We start from the raw sequence: 19830 nt of genomic DNA, 5'->3' as shown, positions 1-19830 counted from the left end.
AAGGTTTCATCCTATTTTACCTCTTGCAAGTCTACCCCCTTGACAATTTGCACTTTTTCTTAACTTGTCACAAATGGCCGCTGCCTCAAAAACTGTCCGCAGTATTGTTAGGAGAGTATTGGCAAGTACCCAGTAGTTCCTCAATAAGTGAAGCTAGGCAGCGAGTTGGATGTAGAGTAATCACTCAGTTATTTGAGCAAGTAGTTCATCCAATGGCTTCACCACTTTCCTGATGGGGCTTTTTTGGGTGGATTACGAGTCATGGCAGTAGATGGAACAGTGATAGATGTCCCAGATAGTCCAGCCCCAGCCGCGAGTTTTTGGGTATCCAGGAACACGCCCTGGGACTAAAGCAGCTTTTCCAAAAGTAAGATTAGTGCTGCTGGTAGAAACAGGAACTCATCTAATTATTGATGCGTTGATGTCTCCATATCGGATTGGGGAGCGGGTTCGGGTTCAAAAACTCCTCCGGTCAGTAACTGCGTGAATGCTGCTGATGTGGGACGCGTGGATTGCACTCTTATAAAATGGTCAATGCGACACTTAAACAATCTTGTCACTACTTAGGTCGATTACCTGCCAATGTCAAATTCGAGGTCGAACAAGTGTTATAAGATGGCTCCTATTTAAGTTGGATAAATCCAAATGGTAAATCCCGCACCGCAAGGTGCAGTAAAGATTCAAGTCAGAATCATTGAGTACACAATTGATTCGGATTCGGAGCCAAGAACTTATCGTCTGATTACCAGTTTGATGGATGTAACGGTTTTTCCAGCTTTATTATTAGCAGCAGAATACCACCAACGATGGGAAATCGAAAGTACCATTGATGAACTTAAAACTCATCTTTTAGGTCGCAAAACTCCCATTCGTTCTCTCAAGCAAGAGTGAAGTTGTTCAAGAAATTTATGGCTGGCTACTCGGACATTGGTGCATCCGTTGTTTAATGTTTCAAGCGGCAGAAACAGCGGGAATTTCACCGTTACGGATTGGTTTTACTGGTACTCTGAATGTGATGGGGCAATTCCTAATTTTCAAAATATTGAACAATCTTAACTATCCCCTTTTTTTTCAAGGGCTGATTCGCGACATTTTGGATGAAAAGATCCCAAAACGTCAGGGTCGAAATAACCCCCGCGTTGTTAAAAAACCTCGCTCCAAGTTTTTGTCCAAAAAACCTTTTCATAAAGGTACTGGTACTCAGCGCCAGGAGCTTCATTTTTCTATTCTCAGTAATGCTTAGACCTTAACCGAGAAGTATTGGGATGTAATTGAAGATCATCCTGATTTTCACTTTTCCTCCGTCTAGAGTGAGAAAAAAGCGATAGTTTTAATTATCGAGCTGTGTAAAATATTTAAATCTCAACTATCAATTAAAAAAGAGCGGTGGCTAACAACAGCCACCGCCCTCAAGATAGTATTGCGCTATCTAAGTCTGTGCTTACGCAGGAAGCAAGACTGAATCAATAATGTGGATGACACCATTATCAGCAGCAACATCGGCTGTTGTAACGGTAGAATCATTGATTTTGACGCCATTGGAAGCATCAATTTTAACTTCTGAGCCTTCAACTGTCTTCGCAGATTTCAGTTTGACCACATCAGCGGCCATAACTTTGCCAGAAACGACATGATAAGTCAAGATTTTTTTGAGCTTAGGAATGTCCTTAAGCAGTGAGTCTACAGTACCTGCGGGAAGCTTAGCAAAAGCTTCGTCTGTAGGAGCGAAAACTGTGAAAGGGCCAGCGCCTTTGAGAGTATCTACTAAACCAGCGGCTTGGACGGCAGCAACTAGGGTAGTAAAAGAGCCTGCCGAAACGGCGGTATCAACGATGTCAGCCAAGTGAGTCACCTAGTTTTTGTAATCTGTAAATCACTATAACGCTAAAAAGTTAATTTAGCTACATTAATTTTTTCTCTGGTTCTGTCTGGTTTTGTGATATTTAAGATAGCAATTTTTTTATTTAACTCATTTCAGAAAATACCTATCTAAAGGTAGACAAAAGCTCTCCGTTTTTACTGTATTTTAATTGAGCAGTGTAATCCTCAATACATTAGTAAAAGGCTCGCCCCTGCAGGGTGTTGAAAGTAAACACAGGGGCGATGGCGTTCCGCCCCGCCAGCTACGACATTTTGATTAACTTGGCAAACATTCCACATCCAGCACAGCGCTAATGCACAACAAAAGCCCGCCACCCCGACTGATGGCAACAGTTTGGGAAATCCCGATCTAAACTGTTAACAACCATTAACTAACGGACGGGTGACATGAGATACAAACTACTAGGTCACAGCGGACTTCGCGTTTCCGAAATCTGCCTCGGAACCATGACTTTTGGGGAAGAGTGGGGTTGGGGGAGCTCCTACGACGAAAGCCGTAAAATGTTCGACGCCTTTGCAGAAGCGGGCGGCAATTTCATTGATACCGCGAATCTCTACACCAACGGTACTAGCGAAAAATATGTCGGTGAGTTCATCGCAGCCGATCGCGAAAAATGGGTAGTTGCCACTAAGTATAGCCTCAACATGAAGAATGGCGAAATCAACGGTTTCGGCAACCACCGCAAAAATATGGTGCAAGCAGTAGAGGCCAGTTTGAAGCGGCTGCAAGTTGAATACATAGATTTGCTGTGGCTGCACGCTTGGGATTTTACGACACCAGTCGAAGAAGTGATGCGCGCTTTTGATGATTTGGTGCGCGCCGGCAAAATTCTTTATATCGGCATTTCCGATACGCCGGCTTGGATTATTTCTCAAGCAAATACGATCGCCAATCTGCGCGGTTGGACACCATTTATCGGCTTGCAAATCGAGTATTCTTTAAAAGAGCGAACTCCAGAACGGGACTTGATCCCTATGGCCAAAGCCTTTGATATTGGCGTCACAGCTTGGAGTCCTCTAGCAGCCGGTTTGCTGACAGGAAAATACAACACTTCAGAAACAGCCAGTGAAGCTAAACGGCTGAATTCACCTGAATCGGGAAAAATTAACGAACGAGACCTCAAAATTGCTGACGAAGTTAGCAAAATAGCAGCCGAAATTGGCAAACCTGCTTCTCAAGTAGCGCTAAATTGGCTGATCCAACAGCCAGTCGAAGTTATTCCGATTGTGGGTTCGCGCAAACTCTCGCAACTTCAGGAAAATCTCGCTTGTTTGGAGTTTGAATTAACTCCCGAACAAATGCAGCAGTTAGACAAAGTAAGTGCAATTGAATTGGGTTTTCCTCACGATTTCTTAAAGAGTTCCACGGTGCAAGATTTTGCCTTTGGAGGAGGAATCGCCAAGATTGACAGCCGCCGACTATAAAATAGCAGCAATTTTAGAGTCGCGGATTTAGGTGGATATTTTGCCTTTGATTGCAGATATCGGCGAACCAGCCCTTAGAGGGATGATTGACATTTGTGCTGTGGGCGCGAGGTTAAACTGACGCCCACAGCGCCAATGTCATCATCTTGGTTTCTTCCCACAGACTCGCGCAAAATCTTAGGTTTATCGTTGCGGTTGCCTGGTTTCTTTGGTATTGTTGAGACAGGTACTCTTAGGTGAGTTTAACCTCACTGCATAAACTGTCAATTGTTAATCTATCGGAAGTCAGAAATCTCTGGCGCGACTTGGTATATTAGGATACAAATTTTTCAAATTAGCGATCGGATGAGTTAAAAAAAGCAAGGTTTGTCAAATCAAAAAGCAACATAAGCTTAATGGCAAATTTTCTATCATCTCCAAATAAAGCAATAAAACTCGCTCTTTTTTCACCCCGTACCTGCCAGTTAAGAGTCATTTTACAAGGTCGATCGGCATTTTAACGGCTTTGGAAGCCAGCGTGTAAGCTAGGTGTGTCCTGAGAGAGAACTCATCCTTCAGATAGAAGTAATCGCAGAAAAACCGGGTTATATTTAACAACAATAGCAAGTCAAACCATATTAACTTATCTCCAAGTTTCAATTTTGAAAAAAGCAGATAAGCCTGTTTTTTCCGCAGCTAAACAGTTTCTTTGTTTGGTTCAATGAATGCGGCGCTTGCTCGTCAATAAAATTTCTCAGATTGAGGCTTGCAACTTTCAGTAAGACACTGCTGAGAAATATATCCTATTGACAACTTTTAACGGACAAATTTTCCTTGACAAATTCCAGAGGCTAATATGTCGCCCCCAGAAAACTCAGTAAACAATAATTATAGCAATAACGATCGAGCATGGGAGATCCGATTTACATCTATAGATACAGCCAAATCGCCCTCTCAATTCGCTGCGTCGCCCGCATTGCGCGCCAACTTATCAACAACTGAGGCTGTAAATGTACCAGATTTAGTTTGCCTGTCTCATTTGCGGTGGAATTTTGTCTATCAGCGTCCGCAACATCTCTTGAGTCGCTGTGCCAAAACTCGTCGTGTATTCTTTCTAGAAGAACCTGTGTTTAGCGCGGCTAGAGATTGGTGGCTTGATGTCAGCATCCACGAAAGCGGAGTCTGGGTAATAGTACCGCACCTGAGCGAAGGAACCAGCGAAGCAACAGCACAAACTGCTCAGCAGGCAATGCTAGATGATTTGTTGAGAGCGGCAGACATTAGCCAGTATATCCTCTGGTATTACACACCAATGGCTGTCAGTTTCACCAACCACTTAAAGCCGCTAGCTGTAGTCTATGACTGCATGGATGAACTGTCAGCATTCCAAGGCGCGCACCCCGATTTAAAAGCCAATGAAAACCAATTATTAAAGCGCGCTAGCGTAGTATTTACCGGGGGACACAATTTATACGAAGCCAAACAGCACCAGCACCCAAACATTCACCCCTTCCCCAGCAGCATCGAAAAAGAACACTTTGCTAAAGCCAGGAATCTTTCAGAAGAACCGGCGGATCAAAAAAACATCCCTCACCCGCGTTTGGGATTTTATGGCGTCATAGACGAACGCATGGATATCGAACTGCTAGCGGGCCTTGCGGAAGCAAAGCCGGACTGGCATTTAGTCATCATTGGCCCGGTGGTGAAAATCGATCCGGCAACTCTGCCAACTCACCCAAATATCCACTATCTCGGTGGCAAATCTTATCAAGAACTGCCAGCGTATCTTGGCGGGTGGGATATCGCCACGCTGCCTTTTGCGATTAACGAATCGACTAAGTTTATTAGTCCCACGAAAACTCCAGAATACCTCGCTGCCGGCAAACCGGTGATTTCTACTCCTATCCGCGACGTGGTGCGGCCCTACGGAGAAAACGGCTTGGTTCGGATTGCTAGCAATTCTGAAGAATTCGTTGCTTGTGGTGAAGAAATCCTCAGCGAAAGTTCGGACGTTCGCACCAAGTGGCTGAGCGAAGTAGACGCCTTTTTAGCAGACAATTCTTGGGACAATACCTGGGGCGAAATGCTGGGGTTGATCGAAAGTGCGATCGAAGGCACAAGGCAGAAAGCAGAAGGCAGGATGAAAGTTTTAAGTTAGGAAGGTGGAGGTTTAAGTTAAAGAGTTACCAATGTACGCATTCAAAACTTAACACTCAACACTCATCGCTTTGTTTTCAATTAGAAATTACCCATTACCTTACTAAAAATCAGAGGTGTTTTAATGTTTGACTATTTAATTGTCGGTGCAGGATTTGCAGGTAGCGTCATTGCCGAAAGACTAGCAAATGAAGCCGGAAAAACAGTCCTGATAATTGATACCCGCAACCACATCGGCGGCAACGCATACGATCACTACGACAACCACGGCATCCTCGTACACAAATACGGCCCCCACATTTTTCACACCAATTCGCGCCCCGTTTTTGAGTATCTTTCGCGCTTCACCGAGTGGCGGCCCTACGAACACCGCGTGCTCGCCAGCGTTGACGGTCAACTGCTGCCAATTCCCATCAATCTCAACACCGTCAACCAACTTTACGGACTGAATCTCACCTCATTTGAAGTAGAAGATTTCTTCGCGAAAGTAGCAGAACCCAAGGATTACATTCGCACTTCCGAAGATGTCGTTGTCAGCAAAGTCGGCCGCGAACTTTACGAGAAATTCTTCCGCAACTACACCCGCAAACAGTGGGGAATGGATCCGTCGGAACTCGACAACTCAGTGATTGCGCGGGTACCCACTCGCACTAACCGGGACGATCGCTATTTTACCGATACCTATCAAGCAATGCCGCTGCACGGCTACACTCGGATGTTTGAAAAGATGCTTTCTCACCCAAACATCAAGGTGATGCTGAATACCGACTACCGGGAGATTGAGGGCTTTATCCCTTACGGGGAAATGATTTATACCGGGCCTGTCGATTCCTATTTCAATTATTGCTACGGCAAACTTCCTTACCGTTCCTTGGAATTCAAGCACGAAACGCTGAACGTACCCGTACACCAAACAGCACCGGTGGTAAATTACCCCAACGAGCATTTATATACTCGCTGCACGGAGTTTAAATACCTCACCGGACAAGAGCATCTAAAAACGAGCATTGTCTACGAATATCCCCAAGCTGAGGGAGACCCTTACTACCCAGTCCCGCGTCCAGAAAATGCCGAAATTTACAAGAAATATAAGGCTTTGGCTGATGCAACTCCGGGAGTTTCTTTCGTGGGAAGGCTGGCGACTTACAGGTATTACAACATGGATCAAGTGGTCGCTCAAGCTCTGACAACTTACACTCAAATTACTACCAAGCCGGTGATTGAATTGGTAGAAAATGTTAACGCTTCTGCCTCTAATGTCAGCTCCTCCAATGGAGTTGCCCATCGCCCAGGCGCAGCTTCTCTAGAAGTCGCTGCTATCAACAACGGCAACAGCCACGGCAACGGCAACGGCAAATCTGCTACCAAGTAGCTGGAAGCTGCTAGTTACGGGTAAAAAGGTAAGGTGCCCACAGAGCACCTTACTCGGTTTTCATCATAAGTTATTTAATAATTCAAACAAGCATTGAGGTAAAAATGAACGTTCTAGTGAAAATTGTTTTGTCTCATGAGGTTTTAGAAATTTCTCAATTTGCTCAGTTTCAGAAAGAAATACAGCGCCTCATTGAAAGCGGTGGCAAAATTCTGATGCTGGATTTCTCTAAAATAAATTTCCTGAAAAATTCCGAGTTAATGGCTGTAGTGGCGATCGTGAAATTAGTTAGAGACAGCGAATGTATACTTTTGATCTCTGCCATGAGCGAACAAGTTAGAATTCTCTTTGAACTCACGGGACTACAGCAAATATTTCATTGTTTGCCGTTTGCAGAAGAATTTTCTCTCAAAACTGAGCTAACTGAACCTTTAGGAGGTTTGCAAAGTCTTGCTAGCTAGAAGGAGAGGGGGAGAGGGGGGAGAGGGGGGGATAGGAAAAATCTTCCTGGTTTTTTCTTCTTTCTTATGATTAATGAGTTCAGCATAAGACAGCCTTTAGATGAGGCTGTTTTACTTTGCTAAACTTTTACAAATTAATCAGCAAAAAACTTGTCAAAGTCGGGGTAATTGTCGCTAACCTATAAATATAACTTTGGGTAGATGTGCCGATGAGTTGGTTAGGTAGAGAAATTGAAAATTGCGAAATAGAAGAGTCTGCAACTCTTGATAGTAAGGTGACAGTTCAAGGACGGAAAACAGGTTATCCGCGCCCACAACTGCGCCGGAGCAACTGGATTTGCCTCAATGGTCAGTGGCGGTTTGCTTACGATGACGCGGGGCACTGCGTGCAGCCGATCGATATTTCTGAGTGGACTCACACTATAGAAGTGCCGTTTGCTCCCGAATCGGCAAAAAGCGGGATCGGTGACACGAATTTTCACGCCAACTGCTGGTACGAACGCGAATTTGACTTACCCCACACAGAAAGCAGAGTGCTGCTGCACTTCGGGGCCGTAGACTACCGCGCCCGCGTCTGGGTGAACGGTCAGTTTGTGATCGAACACCAAGGCGGACACACTCCTTTTACCGCAGACATTACAGCAGTTTTGAACCTCAGCGGGCCGCAGCGGGTGACAGTCTGGGCCCAGGACGACCCGCAAGATTTGGAGAAACCGCGCGGCAAGCAAGACTGGCAAATAGAGCCCCACAGTATTTGGTATCCGCGCACGACCGGTATTTGGCAGACAGTCTGGGTAGAATTGGTGCCTCACACTTATATCGAGCGCATCCGCTGGACTCCCCAGTTTGAACGCTGGGAAATCGGTTTTGAAGCGTTTGTCGCGGGCGATCGCCAGTCGGGAATTCAGATTAAAGTTAAACTGTCGATCGGCTGCTTAATGCTTGTCAACGACACCTACGAAGTCATCAACGGCGAAATCCACCGCCGCATCGCCCTCTCAGACCCGGGTATCGACGACTACCGCAACGAATTGCTGTGGAGTCCCGAAAAACCGACGCTAATTAATGCTCAAGTGCAGTTGTGGGCCGGCGGCAAACTACTCGACGAGGTTAAATCTTATACCGCCATGCGGACGGTCAGCATCCAGCGCGATCGCTTCATGCTCAACGGCCGCCCCTACTATTTGCGACTGGTGCTCGACCAAGGTTACTGGCCCGACACCATGATGACTGCCCCCTCCGACGAAGCTTTGCGCCACGATGTCGAATTAGTCAAAGCAATGGGTTTCAACGGCGTCCGCAAGCACCAAAAAATCGAAGATCCGCGCTTTTTGTACTGGGCCGACGTGCTGGGGCTCCTAGTTTGGGAAGAAATGCCCAGCGCCTACCGCTTCACTCCCAAAGCCGTTGAACGGCTGACGCGGGAGTGGACGGAAGTCATCGACCGCGACGCCAGCCACCCCTGTATCGTAGTCTGGGTGCCGTTCAACGAATCCTGGGGAGTTCCGAATTTAGTCGAAGCCGCAGCCCACCGCAACTACGTGCAAGCGCTGTATTTCTTGACAAAAACCCTCGATCCGACTCGCCCCGTCATCGGTAACGACGGCTGGGAAAGCATCGATACCGACATCCTGGCGATTCACGACTACGACAACAACCCGCAAACCCTAGCCAAGCGCTACGGGCCCGAAGTGCAGCTAGCCGATTTGTTCGATCGCGGGCGTCCGGGAGGGCGCATCCTCACCCTCGACGGACACCCGCACCAAGGACAGCCGATGATGCTGACAGAATTCGGTGGCATCGCCTGCGCCGGCCGCGAAAACCCGGATTTTCACAGAGTTTGGGGCTACGTGCGCGCGTCGGACACGCAGGAACTGCAAAGGCGCTACACCGCGCTGCTGAAGGTGGTAAACCGAGTGGAAATGTTCAGCGGATTTTGCTATACACAGTTAACCGATACTTTCCAAGAAGCTAACGGTTTGCTGTATGCCGATCGCACTCCCAAATTTCCCCTAGAGGTGATGGCGGCGGCAACTCTCGGCTGGGATATTCCCGAAGAAAGTTCACAGCCCCAAGCTATTACTCAATGCTAAATACACTACAAACCAAAATTTCGTTTGTAGTGAGGAATGCAAGTCCTTTCTTAAATATCCGAAAGGATTGAAGTCCTCACTACAAACCAAAATACCGTTTGTAGTGAGGAATGCAAGTCCTTTTTTAGGAATATTTAAGGACTAAAGTCCCTACTACGAACCTTAAAACCTCGCTGTCAACTGTCAACTGTCAACTGTCAACTGTTTAATCATGTTTCAAAGTTTTTTCATGGGCGGTTTTGAATGTTCCACCCACAAATTGCGATCGGGAAAACGCCTCGATGTCACAGCCGCCACCGGTCACGATAAATTTGCAGCAGCCGACTACCAACGCTTGCAGCAGCAAGGCATTTACACAGTCCGCGAAGGCCTCCGCTGGCACTTAATTGAACAGTCGCCCGGAAAATATGATTTTTCCAGTTCCCTGCCAATCATCCGGGCCGCCCGCGACATGAAAATGCAGGTAATTTGGGATTTGTTTCACTACGGCTGGCCAGACGATATTGATATTTTCAGTCCCGAATTTGTGTCCAGGTTTGCAAACATGGTGCGCGCTTTTATGGAAGTGCTAACTAAGGAAACAGACCAAACACCTTTTGTAACACCTGTAAATGAAATTTCATTTATTGCTTGGGCAGGTGGCGATGTCGCTTATATCAATCCGTTTGCAAAAGGGCGGGGAGACGAACTGAAAATTCAGCTAATCAAAGCTGCGATCGCAGCGATAGAATCAGTTTGGGAAGTCAATCCCAATACCCGCATCGTTCAAATCGACCCCGTAATTAACATTATTGCCGATCCTGACCGACCGGAGGATCGGGACGCGGCGGAAGGTTATCGCTTGTCTCAATATCAAGCTTGGGATATGTTGGCGGGACGTTTTCGCCCGGAACTTGGCGGCAAGGAAAAATATCTCGATATTATTGGGGTGAATTATTACGATCGCAATCAGTGGATTCACAATGAAGATCCGATGAAATACACTGACAAGCTGTACCGCCCGTTTCGCGAACTGCTGCAAGAAGTTTTCGATCGCTACGGCCGCCCCTTGTTCATAGCAGAAACAGGCACTGAAGACGATTTTAGACCTGTCTGGTTTAATTATGTGTGTACTGAGGTAGTGGCTGCCATGAAAGCAGGAGTTCCGATAGAGGGAATCTGCTTGTATCCGATTGTTAACCATCCGGGTTGGGACGACGACAGGCACTGTTACAATGGTTTGTGGGATTATTGCGATGAAAAGGGCGATCGGGAAATTTACCAGCCTTTGGCGGATGAATTGCAGTTTCAAAGGCAGCAGATTGAACCGTTGCTGAAGTCGCAGAATTGACAATCGGGGCGATCGGCGATTTAAAAATAGGCGATTTCAATCGGCGATTGAAATCGCTTCTATACAAACGAAGTCCGCCTTCGCGGACTAAGAGATTGAGGGATTTTTAAGCCGGATTTGATGTTGGATATAAAGGGGCGATCGATCTTCTATTTCCTGGGAGGAATGAGGGGCGATCGCTTCTGAGTTAGGACTTACGCACAGACACTATCTGTAGGGCGATGCACAATCTTTAATTTTATCCTCTTTGGTAAAGTGAACTAAACTTAGATTGAGAAAATTCTCCATTTTCCACAAAGTATTGAAGAACTGGACGAAGTTCTTGAAGTTCTGATTTAGTCAAAGAACCGCGAACACCCATTTCAATAGCACCTAAAATTCTGTTTATTGTTAAAGTTTGCGTGTGAATGTCATTATTTGGTACGGTCTTTTTCATTTGTTCACTATGAAGTTCATGGCGGGTAGCCTTTAGTTTAGCTATCATATCTTCACGACTCAAGCCTTCCAGTTGTTTGAGTATAGATGTAATTGTCATATTCTAAAATCTCCTGTTCTTTAGCAAATGAAATCAATTGAATTTTTTAGAATTATAGGGCCTTCTAAAACTCCCATTCATAATCTGGATCGTCAAGGGCTGTTCTGACAGATGTCAAATTAGCAAGGTCTTTGAAAGGACTAGACTTAGCTATTTCGGTAATTGAAGTCATGGTTAAAGCTAACTGGTTATTATCACCGATTGCTATTGCCTCATCGACCTTTTCAAACAGAAATTTGAAATTATTAGCACGTTCATCAAACGAACATTCAAGATACTCGATCAAAGCATCGCGTTTTGCTTGAATGTCGGCAATTGTTGCTTTTTCCCAAGCTTCTATACCACGCCGTTTAGTCTGTTCTTGCTCTGCAACTATTTTGTATTCGGTGTAAGCTTCAACAACATCGCGGAAGCACTCAGCAGCCGAGCCGGGATTAAAGATTTCTACAGGAACTTTTTTAGCTCTCATTTCTATTGGCCTGGTAAAATTCGATATTTCAACAGAACAGAATCCTAAAACACCCGCGTCTGCCACCAAGGAGTATTCTTAATTTCCTTCTGAAGATTGCGGACTTCTTTTTGAAGATTTCGGACTTCATCCATCATGGATTCTTTGCGAAAGAGGCTGATAGCTTTCTGAAAATCTGCTACGGCTTCCTCTCTTTTTGCCTTTTCTCTGCGTATAGAACCCCTTTTAACGTAGGCATAAGCATTGTCTGGCTCTATTTTGATGACCTGATTGTAGTCGGCAAGAGCTCCCCGCTTGTCTCCCTTTTCATGGCGGACGCATCCCCGATGAAAATAAGCATCTGTACAGTTTGGTTCTATCTTGATGACTTGATTGTAGTCAGCCATTGCACTATCATAATCCTTGTTTGCTACGTGTGCATGACCGCGATACAAATAATTAACTGCTTCATTAGGGCTAAGCTTTATAACCTGAGTGAAATCGGCAATAGCTCCTTTATAATTCTTTACTTGGGCGCGAGCATAACCCCGCTGAAAATACAGGTTAACATCATTAGGTTTAGTTTTGATAACTTGAGTGAAGTCAGCAATGGCTTTTTTGTAATGTTCTAGCTCAACAAGTAAACAGCCCCGCGTGAAGTAGGCATCGACACAGTTAGGGTCAAGTTTGATAACTTGAGTATAATCAGCAATGGCACTCTCATAATCCTCTAGTTCAGTATATGCTAAACCACGACAGTAGTAGGCATTCACATTACTAGGATCGATAGTGATAACTTGAGTGAAGTCAGCAATAGCTTCTTTGTAATTTTTTAGTTCGCTGTAGGCACTTCCTCGTATTAAGTGGATATCCGCATTGCCGGGAGCGAGTTTGATGACTTGGGTATAGTCGGCAATTGCCTTGCTATAATCATTTTTAGCGACGTAAATGTTACCTCGATTGCGGTAAGCATCTACATAGCTAGGATCGAGCTGGATAGTTTTAGTGTAATCTGAAATTGCTCCTGCATAATTGTGCTGTTCATCGAGAATACAGCCGCGCACAAAGTAGGCATAAACATTTTGAGAATTGAGTTCGATCGCTTTCGTAAAATCTTCAATAGCGGCCCCGTACTGTCCACTCTCAAGCTTTTCTATTCCTCGGTTAAAAAAGTCTTCATCGCTCTTGAAGAAATCAAAAAATCCTGTAATTCCCTTAGATACGCCTTTGCCTACATTCTTAACGGTAGATTCTGCTGTGACACCAGCCATTGCTACGCCTTTGCCTACATTCTTAACTGTAGATTCTGCTGTGGCACCAGCCATTGCACCGCCCAATATGATTAAAGGAATAGCCAGAGGCCCTAGAGCAGCCGCACCCAAAGTTACACCAGCCGCAAGTGCTGCACCTCCTCCTACAACTGCACCCGCTTGGTTTTCTTTTGTGAAGTCATTCTCAGTACATACCGTATGTAAATCACCAACATTTCCTAAAATTTCCCAAGGATTCATTGCAACCTCCTTATTTTTAAGTAGTAAGGTGGGAAATGCCCACCCTACAAATAGATTTTCTGCGTAAGTCTTGAGACTACTTGGATCGTGATTTCTATTTCCCTGGTAAAATCCGATATTTCTCCAAAACCTTCACAGTACCGAGGTTAAGCTTACCGTCATTATTTAAGACAGGAGTTTTCAACATTTCTACAAGTCCCTTCATCAGAAGGCCTACCTGTTGGAACTTCTCAGCATCCCTCTTAGCATCAAAAGGCTGAGATTCTAGTTGACTCAAACCTTCAACAGCACGAGTGTTCATGGATTCAAACACTCCTCTCAACTCAATTATCCGCTGTCTTACCTGTTTGGCAAAGTCCTTAGCAAGTTTCATGTCTGCGATCGCCTTATTGACTTGAGCTTCATGCTCTCGCGCCTTTGTCATCGCTTTCTCGCCTTCACTAGCAGCAAAAAAGCCACCAATCGCCAAAGCTGGTAAAAGGGTGATACCGCCTAGCACAGCAGCACCCAGAGCCATACCGCCCCCACCAGCGGCGATCGCTCCACCGCCAAACCATGCTAAAGTTGCATTCCAAGCAGCCGCTCCACTGAGAGTTGAGATAGCGGTTCCGGTGCTTGCAGCTCCTAGTGTAGTAACAGCACCAATAGCACCGCCGTAACCTGCTGCGGCTGCTCCAGCAGATTTAACGCCAGCCATAAAATATTGTTCTGCTCCTACCGCCGCAGCTTTGTACTCCTTCATCTGCTGAACTGAAAAATCCATCCCTTCTAAAAGCCGCTTTTCACTTTCTGAAGCCTTCCGACCAGTATTTTCAAGGAAGGTAACAAAGCGCTTAATTGTGCTTCTTATGACATTCAGTTGCAGTTGACCGTACTCTTCGGCTAATCTGTTTGTGGCTGCTTCTTCTCTTTTCAAATCTTCAACCGCACGCTCGAATCGCTTTTGAGCTTCCTGGGCAAGTTCATTAGCTTTCTGACCTGGATACAATGAAGGCATAAAATACTCCTAAGTCTGATTTCTCGACATCTTAAAAACAGAGGATTTTTTAGATACTTTGGCTTAATAACTCTGTGCTGGAGAAAACTCTACGCGGCAAGAAGTGAGCCTTGCCAGAATTTCCTGTGTAAAATTAATCACGATCCTGCTTTCCCTGATCTTAACCTAACCACCTTTAACAAAGAAACTAATAAGCATTAGGAATCGTGTTAGACTTTGATTATAAAAAATCCAGAAACCTATCCCCTGCAATGGCATCCTCTAACGATCGCTTCCCCGAAGCTGCCCGCGACTGGGACTTAGAAACTCTTTACACAGACCTAGCCTCCGCCAAGGGAAAGCGGCTCACGCCCACAGAGAAACAACATCTACGGGGTCTACTCTGTGGCTACAGTCCCGCCGAAATTGCCGAAAGACTCAGTAAAAACCCCAAGGGGATTGCCGTAGATTTCTGTAATACTTTATACCAATATGTAAAAAATCTTGTAGGTAAAGCGGATGAAAAGGTAGAAAACTGGAGGAAGATTTGTGAATGGCTGGAGGACGCAGGATATAAAACTCAGCCGTCTTCTGAACCTGAATCAGGTGATTGTTTATCCGCAAAAATTATAATAAAAAAAGCAAATGTAGTTCTTGAGAAAAATCAAATCATAGTTGATATAAACCTGCGAATCGTAGCTTCCTCACCTTCAGAAATTCCCATTATAGAAAAGTTTGATATCAATGGCAATGGTGCAAACTAACGAAAAGGCGATCGCACTGAGATGTTGCACCATTCTCAATTACTTGTTTATGAACAGGCAAGATGCCTGTTCCACAAGAAAATTCACTCTTTGTGGAACAGGCATCTTGCCTGTTCTTGAGAATGGTGCAAGATGTGCGATCAAATCAGCTTAATGTTAAACCGAATAGCAATAAGGGCGGGCAAAATGCCCACCCCACATACTAGATATCAATTTGATATCAGACTTAAATTTTCAATACCCCCAGGGGAATTCGAATCCCCGTCGCATCCGTGAAAGGGATGTGTCCTAGGCCTCTAGACGATGGGGGCGCGTCGTTGCGTTTGCTTGTGTTCCGCACCTTTATTACCTTAACTAATCTTTCCCAATCTGTCAACTACTTTGCGAAACTTTTTTTTCTACTCGTCCCAAAGCACGTCACAGTAGGCTTTGAGGATGGCGGCGCAATTGCCGATCGCCCCGAGATGAGCAATTTCAAAGCCGTGGGTGTTCTGGGTGGGGAAAGCCAAACAAGCGGCGCGGGCTACGTGGCCGAACTTCATGGCGATCGAAGCATCGCTCCCAAAACCGCTAATTACCGCCAACTGCACCTCTACATCGGCGGCTGCTGCGGCTGCGCGCAATTGGGCGTTCAATCCTTCATCGTAGACTCCGTAGCCGTCCTGAACCAGCAAAACCGGGTTTTCGCTGTCACGAATCGGGTATTCCGGCGCCAGAGGGCAAATTTCCAAAGCGATCAGCGCGTCCAACGGCTGGCGCTGCGTGAAATACAAAGCTCCGATCGCCCCAACCTCCTCCTTCGCCGACGCTACCAAATAAACATTCACCGCAGGCTCTTTCAAACATTCCGCCAGAGCCAGCAAAATCGCCACTGAAGCCTTGTTGTCCAGAGTGTAGCTCGCGATCCAATCCTTCAAACGCAGCGGGCGCTTGCGGTGTTTTCCCACCACCATCCGCGTGCCCGGTCGAATTCCGGCCTCGGCTAATTCCTCGGCGGTACACTTAGTTTCGATCCAGGCATTTTCCCACTTTAAAGAAACATCTTCCTGCTGAGCTTTCTGAGGAGATTCGTGAGAAACATGGCGGGAACCGAAGCTGAGAATGCCGCTAATTGTTTGCTTGTCTCCGAGCAAATCCACCACGCCTTCGCCGTAAACCCAAGGAAACGAGCCCCCCAATCTGCGGACTTCCACGCGGCCACTCTCGCCTATTGTTTTAACTAGGGCGCCAATTTCGTCTTTGTGGGCGGTAATGGCGATCGACTTTTCGGGATTGCGACCCTTAATTAGGGCGATCGCATTGTCCGCGCGATCGACCCAAGCATTCACTCCCAGGGCGGCGAATTTTTCCATCAACCGCTGGTTAATTTCCGATTCCGCACCGCTGGGTGAGTGCAGCATTACTAATTCTTCGATTGTTTGGAATAGGCGATCGAACTCTAACATTTTTTATTTTCGTTTTTAGGAGCGAATTTTGACGACATATATTAAAGCACATTTACCTACTATTTCCCCGGCGGTACACTTAGTTTTAATTCAGGCATTTTCCCACTTGAAAGAAACATCTTCCTGCTGAGCTTTTTGAGGAGCGTAGGAATGAAGCAATTGGAGGCAGCAAAGGGCCATTGAGTAACAAGATTCATGCGAGCGCGTGGATGCGTTGGGCAATCCGTTGGGGTTTCACCTCACCCCCCGACAAACTGGTGACGCGAGTAGGAGGCGAGCAACTGCAGCCATTACTGGTGGCGGATACACTGCTGGCTAACAAGGGCTATGATCCAGATCAGCGTGTGATTGACCGCCTCAATGCCGAGGGGAAGACCACCGTGATTTCACCTCGCCGCAATTGCAATACCCTGGAAACTTACTATGCTCAATTGTACAAAGCCCGTCATTTGATGGAGAACTTTCCCCCCCCAAGTTCAAGCAGTATCAGGCAATCGCGACGCGCTGTCACCCTAGGGCGGTGAACTTTCCGGCGTGCGATTCTTCTGGCTGCTGCGGTCATCTGGTTGAATTGATGACACCCCCTAAATTAACTTGACAGTGCCGTAAACTAATATGCCTGACCTCTTGAGCACCTTCTTTTCTAATAATTTCATTCCTCACGGGCATTGTTACCTCTGGAAACCGGGGTTAGTCTGGCTGCACATAACGTCCGATGCCTTGACTACCCTCGCTTATTACTCGGTGGCGGTTGCCATTGTTTACTTTACAAATGAACGTAAGGATCTGCCTGCCCACACGGTGACGCTGCTGGTGGGTTTCTTTTTTATCTTTGCCTTATGTGGCACGACGCACCTGATGGAAGTAGTGACACTTTGGCACCCTATATACTGGGTGTCAGGACTGATCAAAGCTGTCACTGGTGTTTGGTCTTTCTATACGTTCACCTTTTTACTGATTCCCTTAATTCCAGTGGCGCTTGATGCGCCAAGTCCAGCCCAACTCGCCCTTACAAACCAGGAACTAGAAGAGAGTCGCCGCCGTATCCAGGCGATTAATGTGGAGCTAGAGCAACGGGTGCAAGAACGCACTGCCCAACTGGAAGCGTCTAATCGCACCAAAGACGAATTATTGATGCGTGAACAAATAATTCGGGCAGACGCTGAGGCAGCCAACCGTGCCAAGGATGAGTTTCTCTCGATTCTTTCTCATGAACTCAGAACTCCTCTCAACGCGATCTTAGGATGGTCAGCGATGTTACGGCAGCGAACCCTGAGTGAGGATAAGATCCTGCGGGCTTTGGAGACGATCGAGCGAAACGCGAAGTCTCAAGCCCAGCTCATCGAAGACATCCTCGATGTTTCTCGCATCATCACGGGTAAACTGCGCCTCCGAGTCCGTCCTGTCAACCTCGTGCCGGTGATTGAATCGGCGATTGAGTCTGTACACTTGGCGGCTGAGGCAAAGTCAATTCGCCTGCAAAGCGTGCTCGATTCTGAAGTTGGCCCGCTGTTGGGTGATGCCGATAGGTTGCAGCAAGTTGTGTGGAATCTACTTTCTAACGCCCTAAAATTTACGCCTAAAGACGGGCGAGTCCAGATTCGTTTGCAGCGGGTTAATTCCCATATTGAAATTACTGTCAGCGACACTGGAGCAGGCATCAGCTCGGATTTTCTACCGTTTGTCTTCGATCGCTTCAGCCAACACGACAGCACGACTACTCGCAGTTATGGGGGGTTGGGTTTAGGGTTAGCCATTGTGCGTCAATTAGTTGAATTACATGGCGGGACTGTAACGGTAGTGAGTCCAGGGATAGGACAGGGGACGACCTTTACAGTCAAACTGCCCGTGATGATTATCCATCTACCACCCAGCGATCCAGAGCCATTAAACTCGCTCGTCGAGGCGAATGGGAGAATTGAGTCCTCGCCGACCCTTGAAGGCTTACAAATCTTAGTGGTAGAGGACGAGGCTGATGCGCTAGAGTTGCTGAGCACGATTCTGCAAAAGTATGGTGCCGATGTCATCGCTGTTGCTTCGGTCAAGAAGGCCTTGACCATTATCGAAACTGCAAGCGATCGCAGCCCCGATGTTTTAGTGAGCGATATTGGGATGCCGGATGAGGATGGCTACTCCCTGATCCGCAAGTTGCGTCAACTTGAAGCGCAGCGGGGCGGTAGGCTACCCGCGATCGCGCTGACGGCTTATGCCCGGAATGACGATCGTCAGCAGGCACTATTAGCAGGTTTTCAGATGCATTTGACCAAACCCGTAGATGCTGCTGAGTTAGTGGCGGTGGTGGCGAGCCTCACCGGACGTACAAGCAGGTGCTAAAACCCAGGTGTTCAAGAACAAATGTTGTGTTTGAGAATAATCGGCGGAGTTGCTGAACTAGGGTATGATGAAGTTGTCCTCCGAGCGTCAAAAATAACACACATGGCGTTGCTTAATCAGGGTATGAAAAAAATCAGTTGAAAATCCCCAAGCTTTGTCGATACTGGTTTATATGACTGGCATATTTAGCCTTTCATACCGTAAATCAGCAACGCCGAAAAAATCAAGCTAAAATTGCTGATTTTTTGGGTGTCTCCGTAAATAAAGTGTCTCATTTGTGTATTCAGGGATATCCAGACAATCTAGAAACTCTATCCAGATGTGATAATGAATAGAAGTCATAGAAAAGCCACAGATAAATATAGCAATCCTAAATCATTTGTAAATTTCTTACTCCCTCCCCGAACCCGCGGGGAGGGTTGGGGTGGGGTAAAAAATTTATGACTCCTGCAAGGATTGCTATAGATAAAAATCTTATGATAAACTCTAGATCGAAAACCTCAAAATTTAAGATACGAATTTGGAAGATGGATAGCACAAAAATTAGCAACATCTTTATAACATAGTGCTCCAATAAAATTAAGTTAAGCGCCAGTTAGGAGGATATTAAAGCAAAAAAAGTACGTTTACCTTTGGAAAAAATATATTTTAATAACTAAAAAAATCTCCAAAAAGACAGCCTTTAAACACAATATATCCAAATAGTTGGTAGTGCCATGAAGGAAAGGATGGAGTAAACTTAAGCTACTATTAGCGAGAAGTTTTTGCCATTGGTGATATGACAGTAGAAATTAAGTCTTGCCCCAATTGTGGCTCAAAAGAAGTTAGTCGTAACTGTCAGACTCGGCATGGTAAACTTTCACTACAAATGTCGAGAATGTGGTCGTCAATTTGTTCTAAATCCCGCGTGGAAAGCTATTACGAAAGAACAACAGGAGTTAATGCAGCGGATGCTACTTGAACGTATTTCTCAAGCCGGAATTGCTCGGGTATTACAAGTGTCAGAAGATACAGTGCAGCGGTACGTAAATGCCCGAGCTGTTGTTGTTAAGAAGCAAGTGTCGCGGAGTACCAAGCCAAAAAAGCGCCTGAATGTTCAGATGGATGAGTTATGGTCGT

15 protein-coding genes, 1 tRNA gene and 2 pseudogenes are annotated in these 19830 nt (G+C 46.1%); 11 read left to right on the top strand and 7 right to left on the bottom strand.

The genetic code is table 11. From position 1 onward, the window contains the following. Positions 1–107: 107 nt before the first annotated feature. Positions 108–1078 (top strand): annotated as a pseudogene (locus QUA58_RS27655) (IS4 family transposase); the annotation flags it as partial. Between the two features lie 363 nt (positions 1079–1441). Here QUA58_RS27655 and QUA58_RS27650 read toward each other — a convergent pair. Continuing rightward, positions 1442–1843: a fasciclin domain-containing protein gene (locus QUA58_RS27650; RefSeq protein WP_333256569.1), complete on the bottom strand. Its 402-nt coding sequence runs from the start codon at positions 1841–1843 to the stop codon at positions 1442–1444. Positions 1844–2268: 425 nt separating this feature from the next. Between QUA58_RS27650 and QUA58_RS27645 the strand changes: the two genes are divergently transcribed. The 6 genes from QUA58_RS27645 to QUA58_RS27620 all read left to right on the top strand — a co-directional run bounded on the left by QUA58_RS27645 (position 2269) and on the right by QUA58_RS27620 (position 10698). Next, positions 2269–3306 (top strand): aldo/keto reductase, encoded by a 1038-nt coding sequence (locus QUA58_RS27645; RefSeq protein WP_333256566.1) that lies wholly within the window; start codon positions 2269–2271, stop codon positions 3304–3306. An 835-nt stretch (positions 3307–4141) separates the two neighbouring features. Beyond that, positions 4142–5443 (top strand): glycosyltransferase family 1 protein, encoded by a 1302-nt coding sequence (locus tag QUA58_RS27640; RefSeq protein ID WP_333397265.1) that lies wholly within the window; start codon positions 4142–4144, stop codon positions 5441–5443. Positions 5444–5566: 123 nt separating this feature from the next. Next, entirely contained in the window at positions 5567–6814 is a 1248-nt protein-coding gene (gene glf / locus QUA58_RS27635; protein ID WP_333256560.1) for a UDP-galactopyranose mutase, read from the top strand. 104 nt (positions 6815–6918) lie between these two features. Next, entirely contained in the window at positions 6919–7275 is a 357-nt protein-coding gene (locus QUA58_RS27630) for an STAS domain-containing protein (RefSeq protein WP_333256558.1), read from the top strand. A 209-nt stretch (positions 7276–7484) separates the two neighbouring features. Next, entirely contained in the window at positions 7485–9368 is a 1884-nt protein-coding gene (locus QUA58_RS27625; RefSeq protein ID WP_333397263.1) for a glycoside hydrolase family 2 TIM barrel-domain containing protein, read from the top strand. A gap of 211 nt (positions 9369–9579) precedes the next feature. After that, on the top strand, positions 9580–10698 hold the full coding sequence (locus tag QUA58_RS27620) for a beta-glucosidase (protein WP_333397260.1): 1119 nt from the start codon (positions 9580–9582) through the stop codon (positions 10696–10698). 238 nt (positions 10699–10936) lie between these two features. Here the strand turns inward: QUA58_RS27620 and QUA58_RS27615 are convergent, their stop codons facing one another. The 4 genes from QUA58_RS27615 to QUA58_RS27600 all read right to left on the bottom strand — a co-directional run bounded on the left by QUA58_RS27615 (position 10937) and on the right by QUA58_RS27600 (position 14189). Continuing rightward, entirely contained in the window at positions 10937–11233 is a 297-nt protein-coding gene (locus tag QUA58_RS27615; RefSeq protein WP_333392239.1) for a hypothetical protein, read from the bottom strand. A 64-nt stretch (positions 11234–11297) separates the two neighbouring features. Further along, on the bottom strand, positions 11298–11702 hold the full coding sequence (locus QUA58_RS27610) for a hypothetical protein (protein ID WP_333392241.1): 405 nt from the start codon (positions 11700–11702) through the stop codon (positions 11298–11300). Positions 11703–11746: 44 nt separating this feature from the next. Beyond that, the gene (locus tag QUA58_RS27605) at positions 11747–13192 is read right to left on the bottom strand and encodes a tetratricopeptide repeat protein (RefSeq protein WP_333397257.1); all 1446 of its coding nucleotides are present in this window, start codon (positions 13190–13192) and stop codon (positions 11747–11749) included. A gap of 94 nt (positions 13193–13286) precedes the next feature. Beyond that, entirely contained in the window at positions 13287–14189 is a 903-nt protein-coding gene (locus QUA58_RS27600; RefSeq protein ID WP_333397254.1) for a hypothetical protein, read from the bottom strand. A 251-nt stretch (positions 14190–14440) separates the two neighbouring features. Between QUA58_RS27600 and QUA58_RS27595 the strand changes: the two genes are divergently transcribed. Further along, positions 14441–14932 (top strand): helix-turn-helix domain-containing protein, encoded by a 492-nt coding sequence (locus QUA58_RS27595; RefSeq protein WP_333397251.1) that lies wholly within the window; start codon positions 14441–14443, stop codon positions 14930–14932. Between the two features lie 238 nt (positions 14933–15170). On the opposite strand, the gene QUA58_RS27590 is transcribed toward QUA58_RS27595, so the two are convergent. Next, positions 15171–15243, bottom strand: a tRNA-Glu gene (locus tag QUA58_RS27590). A gap of 87 nt (positions 15244–15330) precedes the next feature. After that, the gene (locus tag QUA58_RS27585; RefSeq protein WP_333248116.1) at positions 15331–16377 is read right to left on the bottom strand and encodes a M42 family peptidase; all 1047 of its coding nucleotides are present in this window, start codon (positions 16375–16377) and stop codon (positions 15331–15333) included. A gap of 209 nt (positions 16378–16586) precedes the next feature. Here QUA58_RS27585 and QUA58_RS27580 point away from each other — a divergent pair, with 209 nt between their 5' ends. From QUA58_RS27580 to QUA58_RS27570, 3 genes and pseudogenes are all read left to right on the top strand, one after another. Then, positions 16587–16901, top strand: coding sequence for a hypothetical protein (locus QUA58_RS27580; RefSeq protein ID WP_333256538.1), 315 nt, complete (start codon positions 16587–16589; stop codon positions 16899–16901). Positions 16902–16992: 91 nt separating this feature from the next. Then, positions 16993–18711, top strand: a complete 1719-nt coding sequence (locus QUA58_RS27575) for an ATP-binding protein (RefSeq protein WP_333397249.1) — start codon at positions 16993–16995, stop codon at positions 18709–18711. 809 nt (positions 18712–19520) lie between these two features. Beyond that, positions 19521–19830, top strand: a pseudogene (locus QUA58_RS27570) (hypothetical protein); the annotation flags it as partial.

Source organism: Microcoleus sp. N9_A1 (genome assembly GCF_036701795.1).
Classification (GTDB): domain Bacteria; phylum Cyanobacteriota; class Cyanobacteriia; order Cyanobacteriales; family Microcoleaceae; genus Microcoleus.
This window is presented reverse-complemented; position numbering and strand designations above follow the sequence as displayed.